General features: G+C 64.7%; 24 protein-coding genes. 9 read left to right on the forward strand and 15 right to left on the reverse strand.

The window, feature by feature from the left end:
• Positions 1-35 precede the first annotated feature (35 nt).
• Genes AC1DNE_RS24860 through AC1DNE_RS24885 form a run of 6 tightly spaced genes read left to right on the forward strand, consistent with a single transcriptional unit; the run spans position 36 to position 5955 of the window.
• Positions 36-2012 (forward strand): TonB-dependent receptor plug domain-containing protein, encoded by a 1977-nt coding sequence (locus AC1DNE_RS24860; protein ID WP_476766687.1) that lies wholly within the window; start codon positions 36-38, stop codon positions 2010-2012.
• The gene (locus AC1DNE_RS24865; protein ID WP_476766688.1) at positions 2009-2857 is read left to right on the forward strand and encodes an ABC transporter substrate-binding protein; all 849 of its coding nucleotides are present in this window, start codon (positions 2009-2011) and stop codon (positions 2855-2857) included. The genes AC1DNE_RS24860 and AC1DNE_RS24865 overlap by 4 nt, the downstream gene beginning before the upstream one ends.
• Positions 2854-3864, forward strand: a complete 1011-nt coding sequence (locus tag AC1DNE_RS24870) for a FecCD family ABC transporter permease (RefSeq protein ID WP_476766689.1) — start codon at positions 2854-2856, stop codon at positions 3862-3864. Before AC1DNE_RS24865 ends, AC1DNE_RS24870 begins: the two co-directional genes overlap by 4 nt.
• A complete protein-coding gene (locus AC1DNE_RS24875; protein ID WP_476766690.1) occupies positions 3864-4658 on the forward strand; it encodes an ABC transporter ATP-binding protein in 795 nt (264 codons plus the stop codon). The genes AC1DNE_RS24870 and AC1DNE_RS24875 overlap by 1 nt, the downstream gene beginning before the upstream one ends.
• On the forward strand, positions 4651-5670 hold the full coding sequence (locus AC1DNE_RS24880; RefSeq protein ID WP_476766691.1) for a DUF6925 family protein: 1020 nt from the start codon (positions 4651-4653) through the stop codon (positions 5668-5670). The genes AC1DNE_RS24875 and AC1DNE_RS24880 overlap by 8 nt, the downstream gene beginning before the upstream one ends.
• 60 nt (positions 5671-5730) lie before the next feature.
• On the forward strand, positions 5731-5955 hold the full coding sequence (locus tag AC1DNE_RS24885; RefSeq protein ID WP_441473240.1) for a hypothetical protein: 225 nt from the start codon (positions 5731-5733) through the stop codon (positions 5953-5955).
• Positions 5956-5965: 10 nt separating this feature from the next.
• Here AC1DNE_RS24885 and AC1DNE_RS24890 read toward each other — a convergent pair whose 3' ends face one another.
• The 13 genes from AC1DNE_RS24890 to AC1DNE_RS24950 all read right to left on the reverse strand — a co-directional run bounded on the left by AC1DNE_RS24890 (position 5966) and on the right by AC1DNE_RS24950 (position 20518).
• Entirely contained in the window at positions 5966-6361 is a 396-nt protein-coding gene (locus AC1DNE_RS24890) for a hypothetical protein (RefSeq protein WP_441473239.1), read from the reverse strand.
• 369 nt (positions 6362-6730) lie between these two features.
• Positions 6731-9202, reverse strand: a complete 2472-nt coding sequence (locus AC1DNE_RS24895; protein ID WP_441473238.1) for an arylsulfatase — start codon at positions 9200-9202, stop codon at positions 6731-6733.
• A gap of 651 nt (positions 9203-9853) precedes the next feature.
• Positions 9854-10201, reverse strand: coding sequence for an HdeA/HdeB family chaperone (locus AC1DNE_RS24900; RefSeq protein WP_441473237.1), 348 nt, complete (start codon positions 10199-10201; stop codon positions 9854-9856).
• 381 nt (positions 10202-10582) lie between these two features.
• Positions 10583-11779, reverse strand: a complete 1197-nt coding sequence (locus tag AC1DNE_RS24905) for a M14 family metallopeptidase (RefSeq protein ID WP_441473236.1) — start codon at positions 11777-11779, stop codon at positions 10583-10585.
• A gap of 61 nt (positions 11780-11840) precedes the next feature.
• Positions 11841-12113: a hypothetical protein gene (locus tag AC1DNE_RS24910; RefSeq protein WP_476841258.1), complete on the reverse strand. Its 273-nt coding sequence runs from the start codon at positions 12111-12113 to the stop codon at positions 11841-11843.
• A gap of 169 nt (positions 12114-12282) precedes the next feature.
• Positions 12283-13470 carry a carboxylate-amine ligase gene (locus tag AC1DNE_RS24915; RefSeq protein WP_441473234.1) on the reverse strand — a complete coding sequence of 396 codons (1188 nt, stop codon included), beginning with the start codon at positions 13468-13470 and terminating at the stop codon, positions 12283-12285.
• Positions 13467-14501 (reverse strand): ATP-grasp domain-containing protein, encoded by a 1035-nt coding sequence (locus AC1DNE_RS24920; RefSeq protein WP_441473233.1) that lies wholly within the window; start codon positions 14499-14501, stop codon positions 13467-13469. The genes AC1DNE_RS24915 and AC1DNE_RS24920 overlap by 4 nt, the downstream gene beginning before the upstream one ends.
• A gap of 254 nt (positions 14502-14755) precedes the next feature.
• Positions 14756-15742, reverse strand: a complete 987-nt coding sequence (locus tag AC1DNE_RS24925; RefSeq protein ID WP_441473232.1) for a FecCD family ABC transporter permease — start codon at positions 15740-15742, stop codon at positions 14756-14758.
• Positions 15743-15750: 8 nt separating this feature from the next.
• The gene (locus AC1DNE_RS24930; protein WP_441473231.1) at positions 15751-16515 is read right to left on the reverse strand and encodes an ABC transporter substrate-binding protein; all 765 of its coding nucleotides are present in this window, start codon (positions 16513-16515) and stop codon (positions 15751-15753) included.
• Positions 16516-16860: 345 nt separating this feature from the next.
• Positions 16861-17637, reverse strand: coding sequence for a substrate-binding domain-containing protein (locus tag AC1DNE_RS24935; RefSeq protein WP_476841259.1), 777 nt, complete (start codon positions 17635-17637; stop codon positions 16861-16863).
• On the reverse strand, positions 17627-18433 hold the full coding sequence (locus tag AC1DNE_RS24940; protein ID WP_441473229.1) for an ABC transporter ATP-binding protein: 807 nt from the start codon (positions 18431-18433) through the stop codon (positions 17627-17629). Before AC1DNE_RS24940 ends, AC1DNE_RS24935 begins: the two co-directional genes overlap by 11 nt.
• Positions 18426-19469 (reverse strand): FecCD family ABC transporter permease, encoded by a 1044-nt coding sequence (locus AC1DNE_RS24945; RefSeq protein WP_441473228.1) that lies wholly within the window; start codon positions 19467-19469, stop codon positions 18426-18428. The genes AC1DNE_RS24940 and AC1DNE_RS24945 overlap by 8 nt, the downstream gene beginning before the upstream one ends.
• Complete coding sequence (locus AC1DNE_RS24950) at positions 19466-20518, reverse strand: ABC transporter substrate-binding protein (RefSeq protein ID WP_441473227.1); 1053 nt, start codon at positions 20516-20518, stop codon at positions 19466-19468. The genes AC1DNE_RS24945 and AC1DNE_RS24950 overlap by 4 nt, the downstream gene beginning before the upstream one ends.
• 164 nt (positions 20519-20682) lie before the next feature.
• Between AC1DNE_RS24950 and AC1DNE_RS24955 the strand changes: the two genes are divergently transcribed.
• The 3 genes from AC1DNE_RS24955 to AC1DNE_RS24965 are packed head-to-tail and all read left to right on the forward strand — an operon-like array spanning position 20683 to position 21740.
• A complete protein-coding gene (locus tag AC1DNE_RS24955; RefSeq protein WP_441473226.1) occupies positions 20683-20817 on the forward strand; it encodes a hypothetical protein in 135 nt (44 codons plus the stop codon).
• A 9-nt stretch (positions 20818-20826) separates the two neighbouring features.
• A complete protein-coding gene (locus tag AC1DNE_RS24960; RefSeq protein WP_441473225.1) occupies positions 20827-21168 on the forward strand; it encodes an iron chelate uptake ABC transporter family permease subunit in 342 nt (113 codons plus the stop codon).
• Positions 21165-21740 (forward strand): siderophore-interacting protein, encoded by a 576-nt coding sequence (locus AC1DNE_RS24965; RefSeq protein WP_441473224.1) that lies wholly within the window; start codon positions 21165-21167, stop codon positions 21738-21740. The genes AC1DNE_RS24960 and AC1DNE_RS24965 overlap by 4 nt, the downstream gene beginning before the upstream one ends.
• A 78-nt stretch (positions 21741-21818) precedes the next feature.
• Here AC1DNE_RS24965 and AC1DNE_RS24970 read toward each other — a convergent pair whose 3' ends face one another.
• Together AC1DNE_RS24970 and AC1DNE_RS24975 are read right to left on the reverse strand one after the other, a co-directional pair.
• A complete protein-coding gene (locus AC1DNE_RS24970) occupies positions 21819-22421 on the reverse strand; it encodes an invasion associated locus B family protein (protein WP_476841260.1) in 603 nt (200 codons plus the stop codon).
• A gap of 15 nt (positions 22422-22436) precedes the next feature.
• Positions 22437-23393, reverse strand: a 957-nt coding sequence (locus AC1DNE_RS24975) for a YDG domain-containing protein (protein WP_476841261.1), incomplete at its 5' end; no start/stop codon positions are given.

Genomic DNA, 23393 nt, shown 5'->3' on the forward strand with positions numbered 1-23393 from the left:
TCGCGCGGCCGATGGGAGATCGCGTTCGCGGTGACGTGCCACTGACGTCAACGCCCGAGGTCTCCATCGTGAACGTCTTCTTCCCGGCCGCAGGACGCGGCCGCCTGCTGCTGTCCGCCTCCCTGCTCGCCCTCGCCTGCTCTGTCCCTGCCCTGGCGCAAAGTGACGCCGGCCCTCTCGCCCTCGACGAGATCGTCGTCAGCGCCACCGGCACACCGACGCCGGCCCGCGAGATCGCAAGCTCGGTCACAGTCATCACGGCGAAGGACATCGAGCAGCAGCAGCGCCGCACCCTGCCGCAAGCGCTCGCCACCGTGCCCGGCCTCAACATCGTGCAGACCGGCGGGCCGGGCGGCCAGACCTCGGTCTTCATGCGCGGCACCAACTCGAACCACGTCAAGGTGCTGATCGACGGCATCGAGGCCAACGACCCCTCGACGCCCAACCGCTCCTTCGATTTCGGCTCGATGCTGACCGACGATATCGAGCGCATCGAGGTGCTGCGCGGCCCGCAGAGCGGCCTCTACGGCGCCAACGCCCTCGGCGGCGTGATCTCGATCACGACAAAGCGCGGCGAGGGTCCGCCAAAGGCGACCGCGCGCATCGAAGCCGGCTCCCACGGCACCTTCAACCAGTCGGCCGGCTTCGGCGGCGGCAACGACCGCTTCAACTACGCCTTCAACGTGGCCCACTTCCGCTCGGACTCGACCCCTGTGACGCCGCCGAACCTCGTCCCGCCGGGCCGGCGCATCAACCCCAACGCCTTCGACAACTACAGTTATTCCGGCCGCGTCGGCGTCGCGCTCAGCGACACGCTGACGCTGAACTGGGTCGGCCGCTATCAGGACGGGCAGCTGCGATTCACCAGCGACACCGGCTTCCCGAGCCGGCCTGCGCCCTATCGCTCGCTGCAGAACTACGCCCAGGCCTTCACCCGCGGCGAGATTGTGTGGGATCCGTTCGGCGGGCGCTTCGTCAACACCTTCGGCGTCTCCTACACCAACCAGGACCGGGCGACGCGGACGGCCAACGGCACGACCGGCATTCCCGGCCTGCCCAGCGAGAATCTGGGCGAGCGCACCAAGCTGGACTGGCGCGGCAATCTCGAGATCGCCAAGGGCCACAATCTGCTCATGGGCCTGCAATACGAGCGCGAGCGGCTCGACACCACCAGCCTCGTCGCCTCCAACGGCAACAAGGCCGGCTTCCTCGAGTACCAGGGCAATATCGAGGACCGCTTCTTCCTCGTGGCCAACATCCGCCGCGACGACGACGACAGCTATGGCGGCCACACCACTTACCGCATCGCGCCGGCCGTCATCATTCCCGGCACGGAGACGAAACTGAAGGCGAGCTACGGCACCGGTTTCAAGGCGCCGACGCTCAACGAGCTCTTCGTCGACTATCGCCCCGGCTTCAATTTCCACGGCAATCCGAACCTGCGGCCGGAAGAGAGCCGCGGCTGGGATGCCGGCTTCGAGCAGCCGCTTTTCGATCGGAAGCTGCAGTTCGGTGCGACCTGGTTCCAGAACGACATCGACAACCTGATCGTTACCAACGCCACCTTCGATTCCTACGCGAATGTCGGAAAGGCCAGGACGAAGGGCGTCGAGGCCTTCGCCGCGCTGGAGGTGTCGCCGCAGTTCCGCATCCGGGCCGACTACACCTTCACCCTCGCCAAGGACGAGATCGCGCGGCAGGAGCTGCTGCGCCGGCCGCGCCACAAGGCGAGCGCGACCGCGACCTGGACGCCGACCGACAAGCTCACCCTCTCGGCGACGCTGCTCTATGTCGGCTCCTGGGTGGACGGCAATCGCGACTTCTCCGTCTCCCGGCTGAACGCGAAGGGCGCGACGCTGGTCAATCTCGCCGCCGAATACAAGGCGACCGACAAGGTCACCGTGTTCGGGCGGATCGACAACCTGTTCGACAAGCGCTGGGAAAATCCGGTCGGCTTCCTGGTTCCCGGCTTCGGCGCCTTCGGCGGCATCAAGGTGGCCATCGGCGGATGAAACCGCGCCGCGCCAATCATGCCTTCGCCATGGCGGCCTTCGTCGCCATGGCTGTCGGCGCCGAGCCGGCCGCCGCGGCGAAGCCGACGCGGATCGTCTCGCTCAACATGTGCACGGATGAACTCGTCCTGCGCCTCGCCGAGCCCGAACGCATCGCTTCCGTCACCTGGCTCTCGCGCGATCCACGCAGCGCCAATATGGCGGAGGCGGCGCGCGCGGTCGGCGTCAATCACGGCCTCGTCGAGCAGGTCCTCGCCAGCCAGCCCGACCTCGTCATCGCCGGCGCCTATACCACCCGCTCGACCGTGGTCCTGCTCAAGCGCGTCGGCATGGAGGTGCGCGAATTCGGCGTGCCGCGGAACATTGCCAAGATGCGCGACCAGATCGCGGAGATGGCGGCGCTGCTCGGGGAGGAGGAGCGTGGCACGGCGCTGATCGCCGACATTGATGCACGGCTCGCCGGGCTGGCCGCGAAACGCCCGCCCGAGCGCAGCCGCGCCATCGTGCTCAGGCCGAACGGCTTCACAGTCGGGCGCGGCTCGCTGGTCGACGAGATCCTGACGCTGGCCGGCCTCGACAACATCGCCGCCGAGCTCGGCATCGACAGCTACGGCCAGATCGCCCTGGAGACGGTGGCGCTGGGCGGCGCCGAGATGCTGATCCTCAACGACACTCGGGACGGGCCGCCCTCTCTCGCCCATGAAGTGCTGCACCACCCCGTGATCGGAAAGCTCGGCGCGCGCCTCAGGCTCGTCGCCCTGCCCTCGCGACTCTGGGCCTGCGCCGGGCCGAGCGTGCTCGACGCCATCGAATTGCTGGCCAAGGCGGCCGGAGGGAAGCGATGAAATCCTCCTCCATCAAGCCGCCTTCCCTGCCGATCCTGATCGCGCTGCTCGCTGCGGTGACGGTCGCCGTCTTCGCTCTCTCGATGGCCGTCGGCTATGCGCGGCTCGATCTCGGCGCGGCGATCCGCGATTGGCTGGCGGGGCGCCCGACCCTGCCGGCGCTCGTGCTGACCGAGCTGCGCCTGCCACGCGCCATCCTCGGCGCGCTCGTCGGATTCAGTCTGGGCCTGTCCGGTGCGGCGATGCAGGGGCTGCTCCGCAACCCGCTGGCCGAGCCCGGCGTGGTCGGGATTTCCAGCGCGGCCGCCTTCGGCTCCGTCCTCGCCTTCTACAGCGGGCTTTCGGCCAGCCTGTCGCTCGCCTTGCCGCTCGGTGGCATCGCCGGCGCCATCTTCGCCACGCTGGTGCTATTTGTCCTGCTCGGCCGCGGCGCCGGCACGACGACGCTGATCCTCGCTGGCGTCGCCCTCAATGCCTTCGCGGGGGCTGCAACCTCGCTCGCGCTCAACCTCGCCCCAAACCCCTATGCGGCGCTGGAGATCGTGTTCTGGCTGATGGGCTCGCTCGCCGACCGCAGCCTGAACCATGTCCTGCTTGCTCTACCGCTGATGCTCATCGGCTGGGCGCTGCTGATCTCGACGGCACCGGCTCTCGATGCGCTGACGCTGGGCGAGGATACTGCCGCGAGCCTGGGATTCGATCTGACCTGGCTGCGTGTTCGCCTGATCGGCGGCACGGCGCTTGCCGTCGGCAGTGCGGTCGCGGTAACCGGCGCAGTCGGCTTCGTCGGCCTCGTCGTGCCGCATCTGCTGCGCCCGCTCGTCGACAACCGCCCCGGCCGGCTGCTGCTGGTCAGCGGCTTCGGCGGCGCCATCCTCGTACTGCTGGCCGACATTGCGCTTCGGCTCGCGCCGATCCGGCCGGAGCTGAAGCTCGGCGTGGTCACGGCGCTGATCGGCGCGCCCTTCCTCTTCAGCCTCGTCAATCGCATGCGGCGGGAGGCGTGATGGCCATCGAAGCTCACGACATCGCGGTCACGCTCGGCGGCAAGACGATCCTTCAGAACATCGACCTCGCCTTGCAACGAGGCGAGCTTCTGGGCCTCGTCGGCCCGAACGGCGCCGGCAAGACGACCCTGCTGCGTGTGATGGCGGGCCTGCTCGCCCCTGCAAGCGGCACGGTCCGCTATGACGGCGAGAAGGCGTGCACGCTGGGCCGGCAGGCGCTCGCACGGCAGGTCTCCTTCCTGGCGCAAGGCGGCGATACCTCCTGGCCACTCTCGGTCGAGGCCGTGGTCGGTCTCGGCCGCCTGCCGCATCGCCGTCCTTTCGGTAGCCTGACCGAAACGGACCGCAGGGCGATCGCCACCGCGCTGACCCATTGCGACGTGGCCGGCTTCGGCGACCGCACGGTGGGCACGCTTTCGGGCGGCGAACGCCGGCGGGTCCTGCTGGCTCGCGCGCTGGCGGTAGAGGCGCCCCATCTCCTCGCCGACGAACCGCTCGCCGGCCTCGACCCGCTGCACCAGCTGGACATGATGGAGCTCCTGCGCCGGACCGCACGCCGTGGCGCGGGCGTCGTCGTGGTGCTGCACGATCTTACCCTCGCCACCCGTTTCTGCGACCGGCTCGCCTTGCTCGATCAAGGCAGGCTTGTGGCCGAAGGCGCGCCAGAAACGGTCCTCGACGAAGCCAGCCTTGGCAGTGTGTTCGGCGTCGAGGGGCTGCGCGGCAACCATGACGGCGAGCCTTTCCTCCTGCCCTGGCGGGCACAGAACCAAGGACGATCCCACGATGTCTGACAGCGCCACCATCCGCGCCGTTCTGCGCGAGCATCTCGGTGACCCTTCGAGCCAATGGAACCTCGGCACCTTCGGCGCCATCGCCGAGTTCATGCGCGATGCTGGGGAGGCGGTCGCGATCACGGACGAACCCCACCGGCTTGCCGCGGTGACGGAGCGCGGCGGCATCGGCTTCGGGCGGCTCGACGACACCCGCCTGTTCGCCTCGGAGAGCGCCGTCGGGACGAGCTGGAGCCATCGCCTGGCGCTGTGCCTGCCGGAGGACGCCTGCTCGATGCACAGGCGCACCGTCCTGACCGAGCTTGGCCCGGACACGGACGCGCTACGCGCCGAGGATACCGCCGGTATCCTGTTCGATATGGGGCTCGGCACACTACAGGCCGATATCTGCATCCGCACGGACGATCCGGAACTGCTCACGCTGCTGCGCGCCCAGGCAGGTCGCTCGCTGTTCGGGCCCGGCAACCCCGCCATGCCGGCGATCGTCGCAGCCGGGCCGCATCGTGTTTTCGTAGCCCGGATCGGGCGCTGCGAGGTCTACCAACCGATCCCGGCGGCCGGCGGCAAGATTCCGGAAGGCCCGCATACCCATGTGCTACCGCAATTGCTGCGGGCGGGCCGAACCCATGCTGCGACTGAGCCGGTGCCCGACGGCTTCGTACCTTGTGCCCATCTGGTGCCGGCCCATCCGGCCAGGGACGCAATGGGGCGGCCGCGTTCGTTCGACCGCCAGGCCTTCGAACGTTTCGAGAATCTTCTGAATCGGTACGGCGATCCCGAAACGGTGGCAACGCAGCGGGCGGTGCGAGAGCTTTTGGCAAATAATGCGCCGCCGGCGGCTTTCTCAGCGCCGCCGAGCCGGTTTGGCCGCAATGCCGTGAAGGTCACGTTGCGCCAACAGAAGGAATTCCACGAGTCTGCCGGCCGATTGCAAGACTGGCTCCGTCGCTACGATAGGCGCGACGGCCGGGATCCCGGCGACGGCGACACGGATGATTACGGCCATCGTTGAGTCGGAACGGCATATCGCAACATCAGCCCGATCCCACGCTCTTTCCCCCAAGGGATGTCCGTGCACTTCATCGCCAGCTGCCATGGAGCACCGCTGCGCATCCAGACCGCCTTCGCGACGGCCGAGATCGCTTGCTCCTGGATGAGCGAAGCGACAGATCTCTGGAAGGAGAAGAACCTGCTCGGGACCCGCATCGTCAAATGCCAGAATGGTGGCGCATTAAGCGGGGGCAGCGGCCAGGGCACATCCGTTACGCCAACGATGGGCCAATTTCGACTGCGCTAACATCGCCCGGCTATCGCAGGAGACCCTCGTCTTTTCCCAGCAGACTCAGGACACACCAGACGCCCATCGCCACATGAAACGCGACCGCTGGCCACAGCAGCATGCCGTACAGTCCGTGGCCAAAGCGGGCGAACAGGAGAACGCTGGCGACCGCAATGTTATAGAACAGCATTGCAATGACCACTCCGCGCGAGGCGAGGCTCTGCGCATCGGCGCGCGCCAGCCAGGAGACGATACTGAGCGCAAGTATCGCGACGCCGCCAACGCGCACCAGGCTCACGGCGACGGGCGCGTCGAGCGGCGCCCCAAGCAACAGCCACGCCGTGACCGATGGAACGCCCAACAGCGCAAGGGCGGCACCGGCCTCGACGATTGCGGTCGCTGTTTGCAGGCTTCTCATGGTCATCTGGAGTTTCACCCGGCACGAGAAGGAAGGCGGCGGCGCGCAGGCGCGAGAGTTACGGTTGATATTTCGGGCCGCGGTGGCGCTCTATCCTTGACCTGTGCAGCGCAGACCATCCGCGAAATTGCTTGCGAATTCGCGCAAAACGCAGTCGTGGCCGTTCCAGTTCAACGATCAGATGAACCCAGGATCGTGCCGCAGTCGTATATCTTGTTCAGAATGGCTACCGTTACCTTCTTGATGGATCGAATACCTGCGAGCAGCCCCCCAACGAGCGGGATCGTTTTCCGCATGGTTTGAAGGTGGCCGAGGCAACCCAGGTGACGCCGGAGTGAACCGGCGCCACCTTCCAATTGCTTGAGCCAATCATTCCTAGTCTTTCGCCCGAGCGACCGCTTCCCGCAATTTCCTCTGGTCCGCCTTGGCCAGTTGCATCGGCCCAAGGTTGACGGTCAGTCTGTCGATCTTGCCATCGAAGGCAAACGGCACCTGGTAGTCTTTATCATTGACCCCCGTGCGCGTATCGACGCCGATGTCGAAGGTCTCGTCGGACACCTGCAGGAACGCGATCGAGTTGGGCTGCTTTCCGGTGGCGACGACTTTGCCGTCCACCTTCAGCTCACCGCTGCCGCCCTTGGCAATACCCGGGCCGTCATAGGTGTATTCGAACACGATCGTATGCTTGCCCGGGGTGAGAGCATCCGCGCCTTCCCAGCGATATTGGGCGAGGATCAGCATGTTGTAGTTGAACACCGGCTTGCCGTTGAGCAGGTAGAGCCCCCATCCACCCCAACGGCCTCCAGTGGTGGCGAGCATGCCGTTGCCGCCGCTCTGGGGAACGTCAACCTCGGCGGTGATCTTGTAGGATCGGCCGATGACGTTTGGCGAGTTGGCCATGGGGATGCCGGAATTCACGCCGGTATAGGTGAACACCGTCTGGCCCGCGGTGGCGCTCGGCCGCGGCTCGACTGCTCGCGCGAAGGACCTGTTGTCCAGCGGCAGCACATTGTACTTGGCAGCCTCCTGGACAAACAGCTTCTGCATCTCCTTCAGCTTGCCAGGCATCTTTGCGGCGAGATCGTTGGCCTGAGTGTAGTCCTCCTTCAGGTTGTACAGCTCCCATTTATAGTCGCTGATCGGCGGCAGGGGCGCGTTCAGGATCCAGGGGCCATGCGGCGGTGTCGTGTTGGCGTACCAGCCGTCATTGTAGATGCCGCGATTGGCGATCATTTCGAAATACTGGGTCTTTCGCTTCGAGGGCGCATTCGCATTGGCCTTGTCGAAGGTGTAGGCCATGCTCACGCCCTCGATCGGCTTTTGCTTGATCCCATTGACCGTCTGCGGCGCCTTGATGCGGGTCGCCTCCAGAATCGTCGGCACGATATCGATGATGTGGTGGAACTGGTTGCGGATGCCGCCGGGGTCATTGATATGGCCGGGCCAGCTGATCGCCAGGCCCTGGCGTGTGCCGCCGAAATGCGATGCGATCTGCTTGGTGTATTTGAACGGCGTGTCGAACGCCCATGACCACGCGACAGCCATATGCGGGTAACTGGCCGCCGACCCCCAAGTGTCGTAGAATTTCATCTGTTCGGCGATCGGGAAGTCGAGGATACCGTTATAGGCGGTCCACTGGTTCGGCGTGCCGGACAGGGTTCCTTCGGGGCTCGTGCCATTATCGCCGACGATGTAGATGATCAGCGTGTTGTCGAGCTTGCCCATGTCCTCGACCTGCTGGATCACCCGGCCGATTTCGTTGTCGGTGTAGGCAGCGTAGCCGGCAAAGACTTCGGCCTGGCGGGCGAACAGCTTCTTCTGGTCGGGCGACAGGCTGTCCCATTTCGGCAGGCTGTCGGGCCAATCGGTGAGCTTTGCATTGGCGGGGATCACGCCCAGGCGCTTCTGGTTGGCGAAGATCTGGTCGCGCATGGCATTCCAGCCCATGTCGAACTTGCCCTTGAACTTGTCGATCCACTCCTGCGTCGGGTTGTGCGGAGAGTGGGTTCCGCCGGGGGCGTAGTAGATGAAGAACGGCGTGTCGTGCGCGGCAGCGTCAAGCTGCTTCAGCCGCGTAATGGCTTCATCAGCCATATCGGTGATGAGGTTGTAGCCGGGCTTGCCGACCCACGGGAAAATCTGGGTGTGGTCACGGAACAGATAGGGCGTCCATTGGTCGGTCTCGCCGCCCTGGAAGCCGTAGAAGTAATCGAAGCCCATTCCCGACGGCCATTGGTCGTAGGGCCCGGCAACGCTGTACTGGAAATCCGGCGTGTTGTGGTTCTTGCCGAACCATGAGGTCGGATAGCCGTTGCCCTTGAGAATGGCGCCGATCGTCGCGTTGTCCGTACCGATGATCGAGTCATAGCCGGGGAAGCCGGTCGACAACTCGGTGATCACACCGTTGCCCGTGGAATGGTGGTTGCGGCCGGTAAGCAGGGCCGCGCGGGTCGGCGAGCACAAGGCGGTCGAGTTGAACTGGGTGTAGCGCAAACCCGCCTTTGCGACGCGGTCAAGCGCCGGCGTCGGGACGACGCCGCCGAAGGTACCGCTGACGCCATAGCCCTGGTCGTCGGTCATGATCAGCAGCACGTTGGGGGCGCCCCTGGGCGGAGCCACGCGCGGCGGCCACCAGACCTTCGACCCTTCAAGAGTTTCCTTGATCACGCCGCCAAATTTGGGGGGCGGCGCCGGGAGCTGCTTGCCATCGAGGGTGATCGTTGCGCTCGGCTGCCCCAGGGTTCCGTTGATCTGCTGGGCCGTTGCCGGCAAGTAACTTGAGCCGATTAAAAGGCTAACCGCACCCGCCAGCCCAGTGCTTATACGCAAATTGTGACGCGACCTCATGATAAATCACCTCGCTATTTTCCGTTTTAGACACAGATATCAAAGTATAATTATATAATTATCATCGCTATCCGCATTCCATTCGCAGATTGACGAGTGCAGACTCAAATGATTTTCTTATTCCTTGAATTCTATGGGGACTTCGTCCTTTCCGAGACCAAGGGCCACCCCTTCGCTCTGGCCAACGAGATGCATGATGACGCCAGCCTTATTCTCCAGCCAAAGTTCGCTGCGGGCGCCCACCTGGAGGCCCGCGGGGCCGGTTCCTTCCGCCCAAATGCCCGAGAATTGCGAGAGGTCGTCGAGTATAGACCTCGCCCATCACTTGCCGCTTGCAAAGGGCGAGGCCAACCTCAGATTCGCAGGCTGACCGCCTCCGCCTCGCATTCTGATCATTGCTCATGTCGATCTCCGCCATTCTAACTCGCTCGGCGCTGCGCCGGCGATTAGTCGGGCTGGCCGAGGAACTCCGTGGCCGGGATCATTGGAAGGATTCCGGCGCCTGCTTGGCCGGGCTTGCACAGATCTTCGTGAATTGGCACGAAGTTTGAAAATAAACACCGCCTGAAGTGGCAGTTGACGTAAGATTCGGCCGTCTACTTTTCCATAGCAGCTTTTTGTTGTTAATTTTTGGGTATTCTCTCCGTCGTCTTAATCTTTATGCATCTTGATTTTTTCCTCCTTCAGCAGACTGTCCATCGCTTCGATCACTGTTTTCCCGCGGTTTTCCTTGCAATACACGATAAGGGCGTGCTCGCCAGGTTTGACGCGGGTCAAATGGTAGAAGTGCTTCTTGGCGAGGCCGTTGTACCAGCCGGAATACCAGTTGGTGAGCGCGTCAGCGTCCTCCTGATACGTGTTTGCGAGTTGGGCGCATGTGATTTTCTGAACGTCAATGAAACCGTTCGCGTCGGCCAGAGTGTCGAGGCCAACTTGGGCTTGCGCCGAGGAGACAAGGGCCAGCAGAGAAACAGCGATAGTGCGAGCGGTTATCTTCATCGTCGTGCTCCGAAAATCGTTGTGTTCCGAAATTCGCGGCGGGGGATAGATGCACCGCGGAGGGCGACAGACGTTAGCAGCGCCCGCAAAGGATGAGCACGTAGCTTACTGTAGGGTTACGTCGAGGAAGCGCCTGATTTCATCGTCCTGATGCGGGAAACGCAGATGTCCCCCCGCATTTTTCCAGTCCCTTCCTACGTCCTCGCATCCGAGCCAGATTCCCCCACGTCGAACCCAGCGCCTGGGAGGACGTGTGCTCTTCAGAACGAACGCGAGGACGTCACTGCGGATGACGGCGATGGTCTGACCATTGCTGGGCGGCGCCCCTCTCGTAATGCGTCTGCCCAAGGTCACCGCCAGACGCGAATACCCCGTGTTCGATTATTCGGGATACGTCTCGCTACGGTCCGGCGTCGCCTTGTGGAAAAGGATGAACACCAGAGGGTTGCCGGGTTCGGACATCGCGTCGCTGCGCTGTCCCGTCACCTCACCGGCCACGCCGCTTGTATATTCCGCGACGACTTCTCCGAAGCTGTTGCGCTGGATGGCAACCTTCTGGCCGGCTTCGACCTTTTCATTGAGCTCGACGAGATGCTCGACGATCCCGCCCTGGCTCGCCAGGATCGGGAACGCGCTGTTGCCAACGAAGACATTCACGTCCTTGCCTGTGCGCCCCATCGGCCCGGCCAGGATGCCGTGATGCTTGAGGACGTTCAGGGTGCCTTCCACGAACAGCGAGATCATCTCGAGGTTTAGCACGCGCGCAGCGCCAATCTCAGGCGTAAAGGCGGGGATGCCCGCGTCCATGAACGCGTTATGCAGGACGCCTGGATAGACATGATTGTCGAAGATCTGACCCACCGGGTAAAGTTCCAGCATTGCTTTGACCTCCGGCACATCCATGCCGCCGATATTGAAGGCGGTGACCTCGAACCCCGTTGTCCCGGTATGGAAGTCGATCGCGGCGTCGGCGTTCGGGCGCAGCAGCCGGTTGAACAGCAGACCAGCGTGTCGGCTGGCTGCGGTCGGGCCATTCTCGTTCCCCGGCCATTCCCGGTTCATGTCGATCAGATCGTTGCCCCTGCCGAAATTGGGCCATCTGCGCTGCATGCTTTCGACGGCCGGGCGGGCGACATCCGTGACCGCCATCACCGTGCCCGACATCTGCGCCGGATCGAGCTGATTCATCACCGTTTGAACGGTATGGATGGAACTCATCTCGTCGCCATGCACGCCGCTGGTGAGGACGACGCGCTTGCCCGGCCTTGCCCCCTTGGCGACCGTCACGGACGCGTAGCAGTGTAGCCCGGTGGGCATTTGCACGCCCCGAAAATACAGATGGTGCTTCCTGCCGGGCTCCAAGTCACTGACGTCCAGCGTGCTGACGACCTTCTTTCCTTCGATCGTATCGCCCGTATAGACCGTGGCGGACGCCGCCCCCGAGGCAGGCCGACCAACGGGCGTAGCAGCGTTTTGGGCCATCGCAGAGCCCGTGCTCGCTAAGAGAGCGGCCGATGTGCCGATCGTTGCAATCATAAAGTCGCGGCGATCGGGGCGTTCTTCTGGCTTGCCTGGCATGATCTGTGTCCTAACCGTGTGAACCGCGGTGCAAGGTCAAATTGACCGTCTCTTCCCTCGCCTAATCACCGTCGAATCCGCTCTTCCTGGGAACGCGAGGATGGTCACGACGGGCCGCCCCCCCCTCGACGACCAGCGCGTCGTGAAAGCTCGGTGGCTTCGCGACGGCTACGAGGAGTTCTGAAAGCTTCTGCCACTCGAACACAAGATGGCCGTCTTGGGACGTTTCTGGAGAAAAGGGGGGAAATTCGGCGAGCAGATCGCGAATGCGCTCGGCAGGAGCGTCGTCCGCATGCGCCGCGACGCTGATCCGCCGAATAAGATGCTCATCCATATGTCAGATCCGCCTGCTGGATCGGATGTTAGTCCGCAGCCGTGCCGGATGCGAGGCGAACCTCGCTGCGCCGCGGTGCGCCAGAAGCTGACGTCGGCATACTGCCCTATAGTGGACGATCGCGGCCCTGGCCCTGAGTGGGGGCTGTCGCCGCACCGGAAGCGGTGATTCAGTCTCGGAACGCCGCCCCTTTGGCGAGACATTCGCACAGCTCTGCATAGACCGACGCAATCCGCTCTCGGGAAGGGAAAGCGCCGAGCGCGCGCTCAATTCTGCTCGCAAGCGTGCCGGCCCGAGAGATGCGCTCCAAATGCGGGATGCAGCTTCCGTCAGTAGAGCGCCCGAGCAGATGGCGCCAGAGTTCGCCGGCAGTGCACGCGTTTCCCGGTCGGCCGAGGGCGGAGAGATAGTCCGCATCGTCGATCAGCGCGTCCTCGGCCCGCTCGATGCAGCGGCCGAGGATGCTGACGAGGCGGCTGGTACCCAAGGGAGCGGCGAGAGGGGCCTCGTCCAGGTACAGCAGCCGAACAGCAGCGATTATCGCTTTGGCAACGGCGAGGTCCGCTTCAATGCATTCCTGCGTGTCGGTAACGCGGATCTCGATGGAATGGCGGTCAAATCGTGGTATGGCGCCACGGGAGTTCAGCCAAGGAAAGCGCAGCGTACCCTCGGGATCGGCCTGTGCAAGACTGGCGAACATCGGCGCCAGGATCTCCGCCTCATAGGCGCCTGCGCTGCCAATGCTGTCCGGGATGATGTTGCCGGCGACGAGCGGGTAACGCGCAGCATTCGTCCGATAAGCCTGCATCCGGAAATTGCGGAAGCCGGTCAGCCGAGCGTCCGCTACGGGTGAGCTCGCCGCGATGGCGGGGATGATCGGAAGTACGCGCCTGATGGCCTCGTGGAGCCGCGCGAACTCACCGTCGTCCGCGAAAGGCAGGTTGATATGGATGCTCTGGAGATTGGCCCAGCCATGCGTCCTCGTCTCGAAGATGCGTTGGTAAGCACCGTAGATGCCGTGCGGATCCACCGGCCAGGGTCGAGCGTCTCGCGGATCGAGCCACGGATGCATCGCGGTCGGCATCAGCCTCGCCCCGTGCTGCGCCAGGCGCCGGTTCATGGCGTCGATCTCGGCCTGCATCGGCTGTCGCAGCGCGTCCAGCCGTTCTATCGGAGTGGGGTTCTTCAGCTCGAGTACGTGGAGCATGAATTCGTTCGACCAGCCGAGCGCACCGGCTGGTGTGTCGAGATCGTCGAGGACGACGTCGGCGATCGGCATGCAGCGCATGTCTTCGCGGCCGACGATCGCGTACTCGATCTCGATGCCGAGGCGCTCGAACGCGCCATAGCGGGTCACTGCCGAACCATCCGCAACGCGCGGCGCACAATGGTGGCGATCACTGCCTCGTAGAGCTCCATGCCGGCGACGCCATCCTCCTGCCCGGCATCGACATTCGGATTGTCATTGACCTCGATGACGACGCTGCGGTCCGTCAAGTCCTTGACGTCGATGCCGTAAAACCCGTCTCCGATGGCACCGGCCGCCATTGCCGCTACCGCAAGCACGCGTTCAGGAACATTGACGAGGGACACGGCCTCGGTCCTGCCTTCCTGATAGCTGCGCGTTCCAGCGTTGCGCACGACCTGCCAATGGCCCGGCACCATGTGATAGCGGCAGGCGAAGATCGGCTGTCGGTCGACAAACCCTATGCGCCAGTCGAAGTCAGTCCGGAGGTATTCCTGTGCCACCACGGCGGTTTGGCTCCGGAACAGCGTCGAAGCGTGCTCGTACAGTTGGGCTGCACTGTCGACGCGGTACACGCCTCTGGAGAACGAGCTCCCCGGCTCCTTGAGCACGCAGGGCAGTCCGAGCATTGCTACGGCCCGGTCGATGGTTTGGCTGGTGAGGATCAGCGTTTTTGGCGTCGGCACACCGTGCATGGAGAACAGCCTCGCCTGAACAATCTTGGACGCACAGCTCAGGATGGAGGCGTGATCGTCGACGGTTGCGAGGCCGAGCTCAGCCGCCTTTCTCGCGAAAGCATAGGTGTAGTCATCGGTTCGAGTGTGGTCGCGAATGAACAGCCCGTCGAACTCGCCGAGACGCTCGATGTCGCCGGCCGTGACGATCTCGGTCTCTACCCCAACCGTATCCGCGGCCCGGACGAACAGTGCGATCGCCGCAGCATTCGAGGGAGCGAGGGCGCGCCCTTCAGTTCTGAGGATGGCGACCCGAAGCCGCGGACGAACCGCAGCTTTGAGGGGAGTTGCCATAACGCGAGCCGGGTCAGCCATCTCGCGCAGCATGCCGCCGATACATAACCAGTCACTTAAACTTGATGCCCGCTGCCGGCTCGCGGTCGCGCTGTGGAGCGCGGTAATGCTCACGATCTCACCGTGCGATCGATCACGTTTCGGCGCGTGTTCCAGACCACGCTGCTTAATCCGAAAGGAGCGATCTCGCCTTCGCTCTGCTCCCGGCGGCAGATTACGGGATGCTGGCTTGCTTCGCCGGCGTGGTCGCCGCCCGCGTCATCATGGTGCTTAACCGATCACAAGCCGCAAACGTCCGAAATCAGCCCGCGCCAGGCTATGTCGAACCGGAAGGCCGCGATCAGTGGGGCCAAGAATTGAAGCCCCCGTTAGACGAGAGCCCGCCGACCGCGCCAAAGAAGCCAGACGAAAACCGGCCCGCCGATGAGCGCCGTCAGCACGCCCAGCGGGATTTCGATCCGAGCTGCGCTGCGCGCGAGCGTGTCGACCGCGACCATGAAGCTCCCACCCAGCAGGATCGCCACCGGCAGAAGACGGTCAAACCGCGAACCGGCGATGAGCCGCGCCATGTGCGGTACCATCAAGCCGACCCAACCGATGACACCCGAGATCGCGACCGCGGCGGCGGTGATCAGCGTCGCGGAGACGATGACGAGGCGGCGCAGCCAGACCGTGTCGATGCCGAGGGCGCGCGCCTCCTCCTCTCCGAGCCCCAACACGCCGATGCGCCAGCGCAGCAGGACGAGCGGGACGAGACCGATGAGGACGATCGGCACGGCCGCGAGTGCATCGCCGCGCTGGATGCCGGAAAGCGATCCGAGCAGCCAGAAGGTGATGGCGGGAAGCTGCTCGTAGGGGTCAGCCAGGACCTTGACCAGGGCGATCGCCGCGCCCGCCAGCGCTCCGACGACGATACCAGCGAGCACCAGTACGAGAATATCAGCCTCTCCCCGCAAGGCGCGCGCGAGCATCGCGACGCAGAACACGGTCGCAAGACCTCCACCGAAACCGAGTAACTGAACGGCGAAAACGGGCAATCCGAGCAATATGCCGAAAACCGCGCCGAGCCCTGCCCCACTCGACACGCCGAGGATGTCCGGCGAGACAAGCGGATTGCGAAACAGGCTCTGATAGGCGCTTCCGGCAGCCGCGAGCGCCGCGCCGACCAGCAACGCCGCCAGCACACGCGGCAACCGAATATCGAAGACGACGTGTGCGGAGGCGGGATTCGCCGCGCCGCCGGCGAGCATCCTCAGGACCGTCAACGGCGACACGGGATAAGGTCCGATGCCACAGGCTACGACGACGGTGACGATGAGCAGCAGCCCGAGCAGCGGCAGGATGGAGCGGCGCATCGAACTCGTCAGGGTGAACTGCCAAGCAGCCGGTTGAGTGCGGAACCGTCGAGCTCGATCTGGTAAAACAGCCGGTAGAAGCCAGCCACTTCCGCGCGCAAATCACCCTCGACCTTGCCCGGGTAGAGCAGGTGCAGCAGCCAACTCAGCCCGATCAGCCGGTTTACGGAAGGCGGAGAATCGATGAAGCCGAACGGCAACGCAGGCGCGACGTAGACCCGGCCCGCCCTTGCGGCCTCGAGCTCTGGCCAGGGCGGGCGTGTCGCGAGGCTGTCGCGCAGCGAAGCATCGAGCGTGATGATGGCATCGGGAGCGATCGCCAGCAGCCGTTCGGCCCCGACCCGCACCAGCCCGCCGCTTTCGCGCAGGCCGTCGACGGGATTGATAGCGCCGACGCGCTCGATCATTTCCGTGTTGATCGATCCGCGCGTCCCGCTTTCGAGACCGTCCGGACCACGTGCCAAATAGACCTTCGGGCGCTCGGCCTGCGGGATCTTCGCCAATGTCGCATCGACGGCGGCAAAGATGCGCTCGGCGTCCTTCGCCAACGCTTCCCCCCGTGCCTCGACGCCGAGCACGCCGCCCAGCAGCCGCAAGGCCGTCGGTGTGTTGGCGAAGCTGCCGTCGATCAAAAGGTACGGAATGCCAGTTTGGGTTTGCACGCGGTCGGCAAGTGAGCGGTAGGTATCGTTGATCGTGCCGAAATCGATGATGAGGTCGGGCTTCTCGGCAAGCAGGCGCTCGAGGCTCAGCGTGTTGCCGCGACCGGTCAACCTGCCGAGTTCAGGGAGATCGCGGGTTCCGGGCACCAGGAAGGGTTTCTCTTCGGCCCGCGGCGCCCTCACCCATCCGACCATCGTTTCCGGAGCGACGACGTAGAGAAGCGTGGAGGCGGGAGGCCCCGCGGCGAAAAGCCGGCGAACATTGTCCGGGACCTCGACGACGCGCCCAGCCGAATCCGTGACAGGCCGGGCAATGGCGCCAGCTACGCAGGCTAGCCCGAGCAACAGAGCCGCAGGGACCGAGATCCACGATCGCCACATGTCTATCACCTCTTGCAATCTTCGGTGTTGTTGGTGCTGCCAGCGGCCACGATGCGGGCAACCCGAACTCTCCCGCTAGATGTCATGGCTCGCACTCGTCCCGTCCGAAGCCAGAAAGCCGTTGGCAAGGAGCACGGCCCCAGCCTGCTCCCCGATGAGAAAGGCGGCAAGGGCACGCCCCGCCTCCCCACCGGCGCGCGCGACCGCCAGGCCATAGGTCGCGGTGACCGCGCAGTTCCCGGGCAATGCCACGACCGCACACGGACCTGAGTGATCTAGACCGAGCGTGCCCGAGCGGTAACCCAGGACGATATCCGCCTGTCCGGTCTCGATCAGCCATGATCCGGGTGAACGCCCCGCTGGCACGTCCGAAACGAAGCCTCCACCAAGCAGAAGGTGCGCCTTGGCAGCGAGCATGCGACCCATGCCTGGTCGAATCCGATCGACATGTTCGAACACCGCCTGGGCATAGTCTCCCGAAGGGTCGGCAACGGGTGTCGAGGTTGCCAGCACCAGTCCCGGATCGAGCATCGCGTTGATCAGCCCGGCGGTGTCGATAGCTAGGTCGCGCCGAACGACTGCGCAAATTTCGTTTCGGGCAAAGCAGATGGGTTCATCGAACACTCCCACTTCGAACAAGCGGCGGGGATGCTCCATGTTGGCCGAAGCGAAGACATTGGCCCCCTCGCCGGCTTCGATCCGTTGACGCAACAAACCTGCCGGGCCGAACAACGCATCGACGCGCGTCGCATGAGCCTGCTCGAAGAGCGGCAGCAGCCCGCCGAAAGCACGGCGCAAGCTTCCGGCTGCATAGAGCGTCACGGACCGCATTCTCGCAGCCTCATTCGACATGACCGTCTCCCGGAGCGCGCTTGCTCCCCCGCGCGACCTGGCTTCTGAAGATCGGAGCGAAGGCCGTCAGCTCCCTGCCCTCGGCGGCGAAGCGCAGCAGGCGCACCGGCACCCTGTAGAGCTCAGCGAGATTAGCCTCCGTCATGGTCTCGACCGCCGGGCCTATCAGGTGCCGCTCGTCGTCGTGCATCAGCAGTACCCTGTCGGCGATCGCGAAGGCGTGGTCAGGATGATGCGTCGTGAACAAAACCGCGAGCTGCCGGTCGTCGGCGATCTTTCGGATCAGGGCGATCACCTCGTCCTGATGGTGCAGGTCAAGCGCCGCCGCTGGTTCGTCGAGCAGCAGGATCGGCGTCTCGCCTGCGAGCGCCTGGGCGATCAGGACGAGTTGCCGCTCGCCGCCGGACAGCGAATTGAAGGAACGCTCCGCCAGTCTCGCAATGCCGAGTTCGGCCAGACAGGCGGAGACGATATCGCGATCGCGGCGCCCAGGCGTGCGCAGCAGCGGGATGTGCCGCGTGCGGCCCATCAGCACGATATCGAAGGCGCTGTAGGAAAAAGCGGGCATGAAGGCTTGCGGCACGAAGCCGACATCGCCCAGCGCCTTGATGTTACCGACGCTCGGACGGATCAGGCCTGCCACGGCCCGCAGCAGCGTCGACTTCCCGCGTCCGTTGGGTCCGAGCACGGCAACGATCTCACCGGCCGAAACGATGAGATCCAGCTCCCGGAACTGCCAGCGTTGGCCGTCATAGGAATGGCCAGCCCGGGTCGCCTGAATGCGGGGCTCAGCCATTTCCACGCTCCGAGCTGGTGGCGCGCAGGAAGACGAGTGCGAAAACCGGTGCGCCGATAAGGGCGGTCAGAATTCCCAGTGGGATTTCGCTCTGGCTCAGCGTGCGCGCGACATCGTCCACCAGCACCATGAACAGGCCCCCGGCCAGCATTGCTCCGGGCAAAAGAACGCGATGGTCCGGACCGACCAGCATCCGCGCCAGATGCGGCACGACGAGGCCGATCCAGCCGATCACGCCACTCACGGCAACCTGGGCCGAGACGATCAGCCCGATCAGCATCAGCACAAGCCATCGCGTCGGCTCTGCCCGGACGCCGAGCGCCTGGGCCTCTTCCTCGCCCAGCGAGAGGATATTGATGCGCCAGCGCAGCAGCAGAAGCAGAGCGGCGCCCGGAACGAGCGGCCCGATCATCAGCAGGAGCTTGTCATAGTCGGCTGTGGCGAAGGAGCCGAGCAGCCAAAACACAATGCGCGGCAGCTTCTCCTCGGCGTCGGCGAGATATTGCGCCAGGCCGACCAGCGCCCCGAAGAAACCACTGACCACGACCCCGGCGAGGACGAGCACCAGCATGTTGCGCCGTGCCACCAGGGCGTTCAGCGCGTAGACCATCAGCAGCGCCAACATGCCGAAGAGAAAGGCCAGCGCCAGCAGGAGGCCGCGCGACTCGCTCATCAGGATCGCCAGCGTGCCGCCGAAGGCCGCTCCGGTCGAGACGCCGATGATGTGCGGACCGACCAGCGGATTCCGAAACACGCCTTGCAGCGCCGCCCCGCACAAGGCGAGGCCTGCCCCCGCAAAAAGCGCAGTCAGGACGCGCGGCATCCTTACGGTCAGTACGACATGCCGCTCGATCGCGTCTGTGCCGTCGAAGCCAAGCAGGATTTGCCCAACGCGAGCGGGCGAGATGCCATAGCGGCCGATGCCGAGAGAGACCAGCAAAGCGACGAGAAGCGCGCCCGCAAGCAGCCCCAGCACGACGCCGGGACTTTGGTGACGAGCGGCGCGCACCACCTGGCGATCGGCGCCCGCGGTCAATGGAAGGAATCGTAGCCAGTACGGTAGAACCGCCGGTAGTAAGCGTCCGCCTCGGCCTGCATGTCGATATCGGCGAAACGTTCGGGATAGAGCTTCTTAGCCATCCAGAGCTCGCCCAGCGCCATCGCCTCCGGCATCGGATAGCCCCAGGCCTTGGCATATTCCGGCATGAGGTAGACGCGGCCCGCCTTGACGGCCTCGATGGGGTGCCACGCCGGCGCGCGCTTGATCTCGTCGACCACCTGCGGATAGCGCTCCTGCACGAAGATGACGGCAGGATTCCATTTCAGGACATCCTCCATCGTCACCTGCTTGAAGCCTTGCAGGCTGGCCGCGACATTGGCCGCCCCCGCGCGCTTGATCATGATGCCGGTGTACTTGCCCGAGCCATAGGTGGTGAGATCGGGATTGGCCATATAGGCCGTTATGCGCTGCGCCGGCGCCACCGTCGCGAGACGTTCGGCGACGAGCTTCCGCTTTGCGGTGGCCGTTGCGATCAGGGCCTCGGCCTCGTCCTTGCGATCGAGCACTGCGCCGATCAGCCTCACGCCTTCCGCGAAACCGCTCTCATAGGCGGCTTCCTCGTCGGCTACGACCGGGCTGACCTTGGCCGCTTCTCCCTGCGGGGCGGTCAGAAGCGAAATCGCGACGACGGGGATGCCCGCCTTCTCGATCTGGCCGATCATCTCCGCTGGAGTGTAGTTGGTGACGAAGACGACATCGGGCTTCAGTTGCAGCAGAGCCTCAATGTTGACCTTGGTCAGGCCGCCCGGCATCGGCAGCCTTGCGAGCTCGGGCGCTAGGCGGACGTAGTTTGCCCCGAGCTGCTGCTTCCACTGGTCGAGGATGCCGACGATCTTGCTGGTCGCGTTCATCTGCACGGCGAGATTGAGCGTCTGATGCTGGAGGACGACAGCACGGGACACGCTGTCCGGCAGCGTCACCTTCTTCCCAAGCTGATCGGTCACGGTCCGCTCGGCCCGAGCGGAGAATGCCATGAGCGGCAGGAGGAGCAGAGCGACGAGCACTGCGATGGAACGCTGGGGCAAGGCCGCCTCCCGTGTAGTCCAAGCTACGCGCCGTCCGCGAATCCGTCGTCGGGCGTCGCCTTCGTTGTATTTCCACGGGAATAACGCGCGCCCGTTCCGACAGCAAGCGATCGTGCCAGGTGTGGTCTCCATGGCGATCAGCTCGAACTACGGTTCTGCTGTCGATGGGCCATCCGGCGCTGCGCGGCTTGCTGGGCTGGCTGTCGGGCTCCACGGCCAGCGTCGAGCCCCTCGGAGCGATCGCGGCCGTGCTCGCCCTGATCGACGCGCTGGCGGTGCTGCCCCCGTTGCTGCGCTGACTCGCGATATTGCCGCTGGGGCAGGCCACCGCCGGCGCGGTCGGCATATCCGTGAGGCGCGCCCGCGCGATCGTTCTCGCCTATTGCGCCGTTGTCACGGGGGCGGCGACCTTGCTGATCGGCCCGCTCAGCTTCGCCGGCCTGATGGTACCGCATATCGCGAAACGCTTCGGCCTCGCGGCCGCGGGGAGCCAGCTCGTCAGCGCGATGCTGGTGGGCGCCTCGCTTCTCGTCGTCTCCGACTGGATCGGGCGCGCCGTGATCTTCCCTTGGGAAATCCCGGCGGGATTGGTCTCGGTGTTCCTGGGCGGGTCTTATTTCATGTGGCTGATGAAGAGGCGCGGGCAATGAGGACCTCGGGCATAACCCACAATCCCGGACGCGGGGCGTTCCGTCGGCTCGAGGTTCTGCGCGCCTGGCGGGTGACGACGAATATGCGCCGGGTGATCCTCACCGGGCCCGAGCTGGCAGGGTTTTCGTTCTACCGCTACGGCCTCGGGCCGTATGTGAAGCAGCTGGTTCCACCGATGAACTTCAAGGAGCCGGGCTGGCCGCGCCTTGGAGAAAGCGGCGCGATCGAATGCCCTGATGATCAACGCCCATCGGTGCGCACCTACACGGTGAGAGATTTCGACGACGAGCTGCTGGAACTGATCATCGGCTTCGTCCTGCACGGTGATGAGGGCCCGGCGTCGCGCTGGGCGACCAAAGCCGAACCCGGCGACAGCATCGCGCTCCTCGAACGCGGCTTCTCGCAGCCCCACGGGGTGGATCGCTATGTCTTCATCGGCGACCATACGGCTCTGCCGGCCATCGCCCAAAGTCTGGAGAACCTGCCTGACGACAGCACGGGCCAGGCCGTCTTTGCTTGCACGACGCCAAGGACAAGCAGCCCCTTCGTGCCCCACCCGGCTTTTCGGTAATCTGGCTGATCGGCAAGGAAACGATCGAGCTGCCGTCTTTGATGAGGGATCTGCACCTATCGCCGGTCGACGGCCGGTCTACGGCTCTTTGGCGAGAGCAGCCATTGCCTGCGACAGGCCACGAAATGACAATGGCAGTGCGGTGTCGCGATCGGCCGCATTCCTGAACACGATCCGACCCGGCTCGGATTGCGCGGCCAGTTCGCCGATCGCGGCGCTCGAGATTTCCGCCGACGCGAAGCAGGCGCCCGGCAAGCAGCGCTGCCAGGTCAATTCGAACGGCGCGGCGCCTGCCTTGGAAGTCGCGACATAGGGTCTGACGCCGATCGCGATGTTCGGCGGAACAACAACAGTCAATCGTTCGCGCTCGCCCGGCGCCTGCTTGCCGATGGCGATCTGCGCGACGGGCGCGGTTTGACCTTGCGCCACGATCATGTAGGCGACTTCGCAAACTCGCCTCGGCGGCGCGGCGATGCCGTCGCAGCGCAGGAGCCAGTCCCCGAAACTCGCCGCCGTCCGTTCAGGCGTGGCCGGCACTGGAGTTGCCGCGGACTTCGTCGCGGGGCCATCCGTAGCCGTAACCGCCCCCTTCTGCGTCTGCCCCATGGCGATCAGAGGGGGCAGGCAGAAGGCCACGACAAGCAGAAAACCAGGCAGGCGGCACATCGGATGCAATCTCATGTCAAGAGCGTGCCTCTATTGAGGCACGGAAGAACACACTTGAGCGGTTCCGCCGCCACCGCCGAAGCAGATGTAGACCTGGTCGAAGCGCGGATCCGCGTGGACCGTGCCAGTGCCAACGCCCAGCGCAGCAAAGACGGGCTTGGCAGGGTCAGGCAAAGCCGGCGGGTAAAAACTGTCGTTCACAATCGTGTTCGCCAGCGGGGCAGGCTCGACGCTCGGAACGGCGGTCACAGTCCAGTTGCCGGCGATGCGTGCGGTGACGATGTAATTCGCATTGTTCAACACGCCGACGACGTTCAGCGCATACGGACTGCCGGCCACGCTTGATGTGCTGGTGATGCCGAACGAGTTCGAAAGCCCCGTCAGCACGCTGGCATTTTCGCCGTTTTGCAGGCCCGTTGCCGAAAGACCGGGATTTGCCGGTTGTGATCCGTACACCGAGGTTCCGCCCATCGCGATAACGATGATGGCTGCCGGATTGATTTGCACCGTGCCGGTGCCGCCGACCAGCGTGTAGTTGCTGTTGCTCAGCGACAGCCCCGACAGGTTCAGCACCTGAGCTCCCGCGCTGACATTCGCCGAGGCGACCGACCCCGTCCCGGTCAGCCCGATCGAGGCCGCCGTTGCGCCGGAAACGCCGTTGGTGAGGGTCAGGCCACCCGCCGCAACGCTGGTGCCACCGCTATAGGTCTGCGATCCCGTCAGCGTCACCGCCAGCGGGTTGACCGTCACCGTCCCGCTGCCACCGGTCAGCGTGTAGTTGCCGTTGCTCAGCGACAGGCCGGCCAGCGAGGACATCGCCTCCGGCCCGGCATTGGCCGAGGCCAGCGTGCCGGTCGGCGTGCCGCTGACCGTCAGCGTGTCGCCGGCAATCTTGTTGCTCGCCGTCAGTGCCGCCGTGATCGCCGTCAGGCCGTTATAGGTCTGCGATCCCGYCAGCGTCACCGCCAGCGGRTTRACCGTCACCGT

The sequence above is a fragment of the Allobosea sp. 05L423 genome (genome assembly GCF_056397745.1).

What these genes read in the sequence shown, in the direction of transcription:
- AC1DNE_RS24865 (WP_476766688.1), top strand. Translation starts at nt 2,009, where the DNA reads ATGAAACCGCGCCGCGCCAATCATGCCTTCGCCATGGCGGCCTTCGTC.
- AC1DNE_RS24870 (WP_476766689.1), top strand. Translation starts at nt 2,854, where the DNA reads ATGAAATCCTCCTCCATCAAGCCGCCTTCCCTGCCGATCCTGATCGCG.
- AC1DNE_RS24875 (WP_476766690.1), top strand. Translation starts at nt 3,864, where the DNA reads ATGGCCATCGAAGCTCACGACATCGCGGTCACGCTCGGCGGCAAGACG.
- AC1DNE_RS24880 (WP_476766691.1), top strand. Translation starts at nt 4,651, where the DNA reads ATGTCTGACAGCGCCACCATCCGCGCCGTTCTGCGCGAGCATCTCGGT.
- AC1DNE_RS24890 (WP_441473239.1), bottom strand. Translation starts at nt 6,361, where the DNA reads ATGACCATGAGAAGCCTGCAAACAGCGACCGCAATCGTCGAGGCCGGT.
- AC1DNE_RS24895 (WP_441473238.1), bottom strand. Translation starts at nt 9,202, where the DNA reads ATGAGGTCGCGTCACAATTTGCGTATAAGCACTGGGCTGGCGGGTGCG.
- AC1DNE_RS24900 (WP_441473237.1), bottom strand. Translation starts at nt 10,201, where the DNA reads ATGAAGATAACCGCTCGCACTATCGCTGTTTCTCTGCTGGCCCTTGTC.
- AC1DNE_RS24905 (WP_441473236.1), bottom strand. Translation starts at nt 11,779, where the DNA reads ATGCCAGGCAAGCCAGAAGAACGCCCCGATCGCCGCGACTTTATGATT.
- AC1DNE_RS24910 (WP_476841258.1), bottom strand. Translation starts at nt 12,113, where the DNA reads ATGGATGAGCATCTTATTCGGCGGATCAGCGTCGCGGCGCATGCGGAC.
- AC1DNE_RS24925 (WP_441473232.1), bottom strand. Translation starts at nt 15,742, where the DNA reads ATGCGCCGCTCCATCCTGCCGCTGCTCGGGCTGCTGCTCATCGTCACC.
- AC1DNE_RS24935 (WP_476841259.1), bottom strand. Translation starts at nt 17,637, where the DNA reads ATGTCGAATGAGGCTGCGAGAATGCGGTCCGTGACGCTCTATGCAGCC.
- AC1DNE_RS24940 (WP_441473229.1), bottom strand. Translation starts at nt 18,433, where the DNA reads ATGGCTGAGCCCCGCATTCAGGCGACCCGGGCTGGCCATTCCTATGAC.
- AC1DNE_RS24955 (WP_441473226.1), top strand. Translation starts at nt 20,683, where the DNA reads ATGGGCCATCCGGCGCTGCGCGGCTTGCTGGGCTGGCTGTCGGGCTCC.
- AC1DNE_RS24965 (WP_441473224.1), top strand. Translation starts at nt 21,165, where the DNA reads ATGAGGACCTCGGGCATAACCCACAATCCCGGACGCGGGGCGTTCCGT.
- AC1DNE_RS24970 (WP_476841260.1), bottom strand. Translation starts at nt 22,421, where the DNA reads ATGAGATTGCATCCGATGTGCCGCCTGCCTGGTTTTCTGCTTGTCGTG.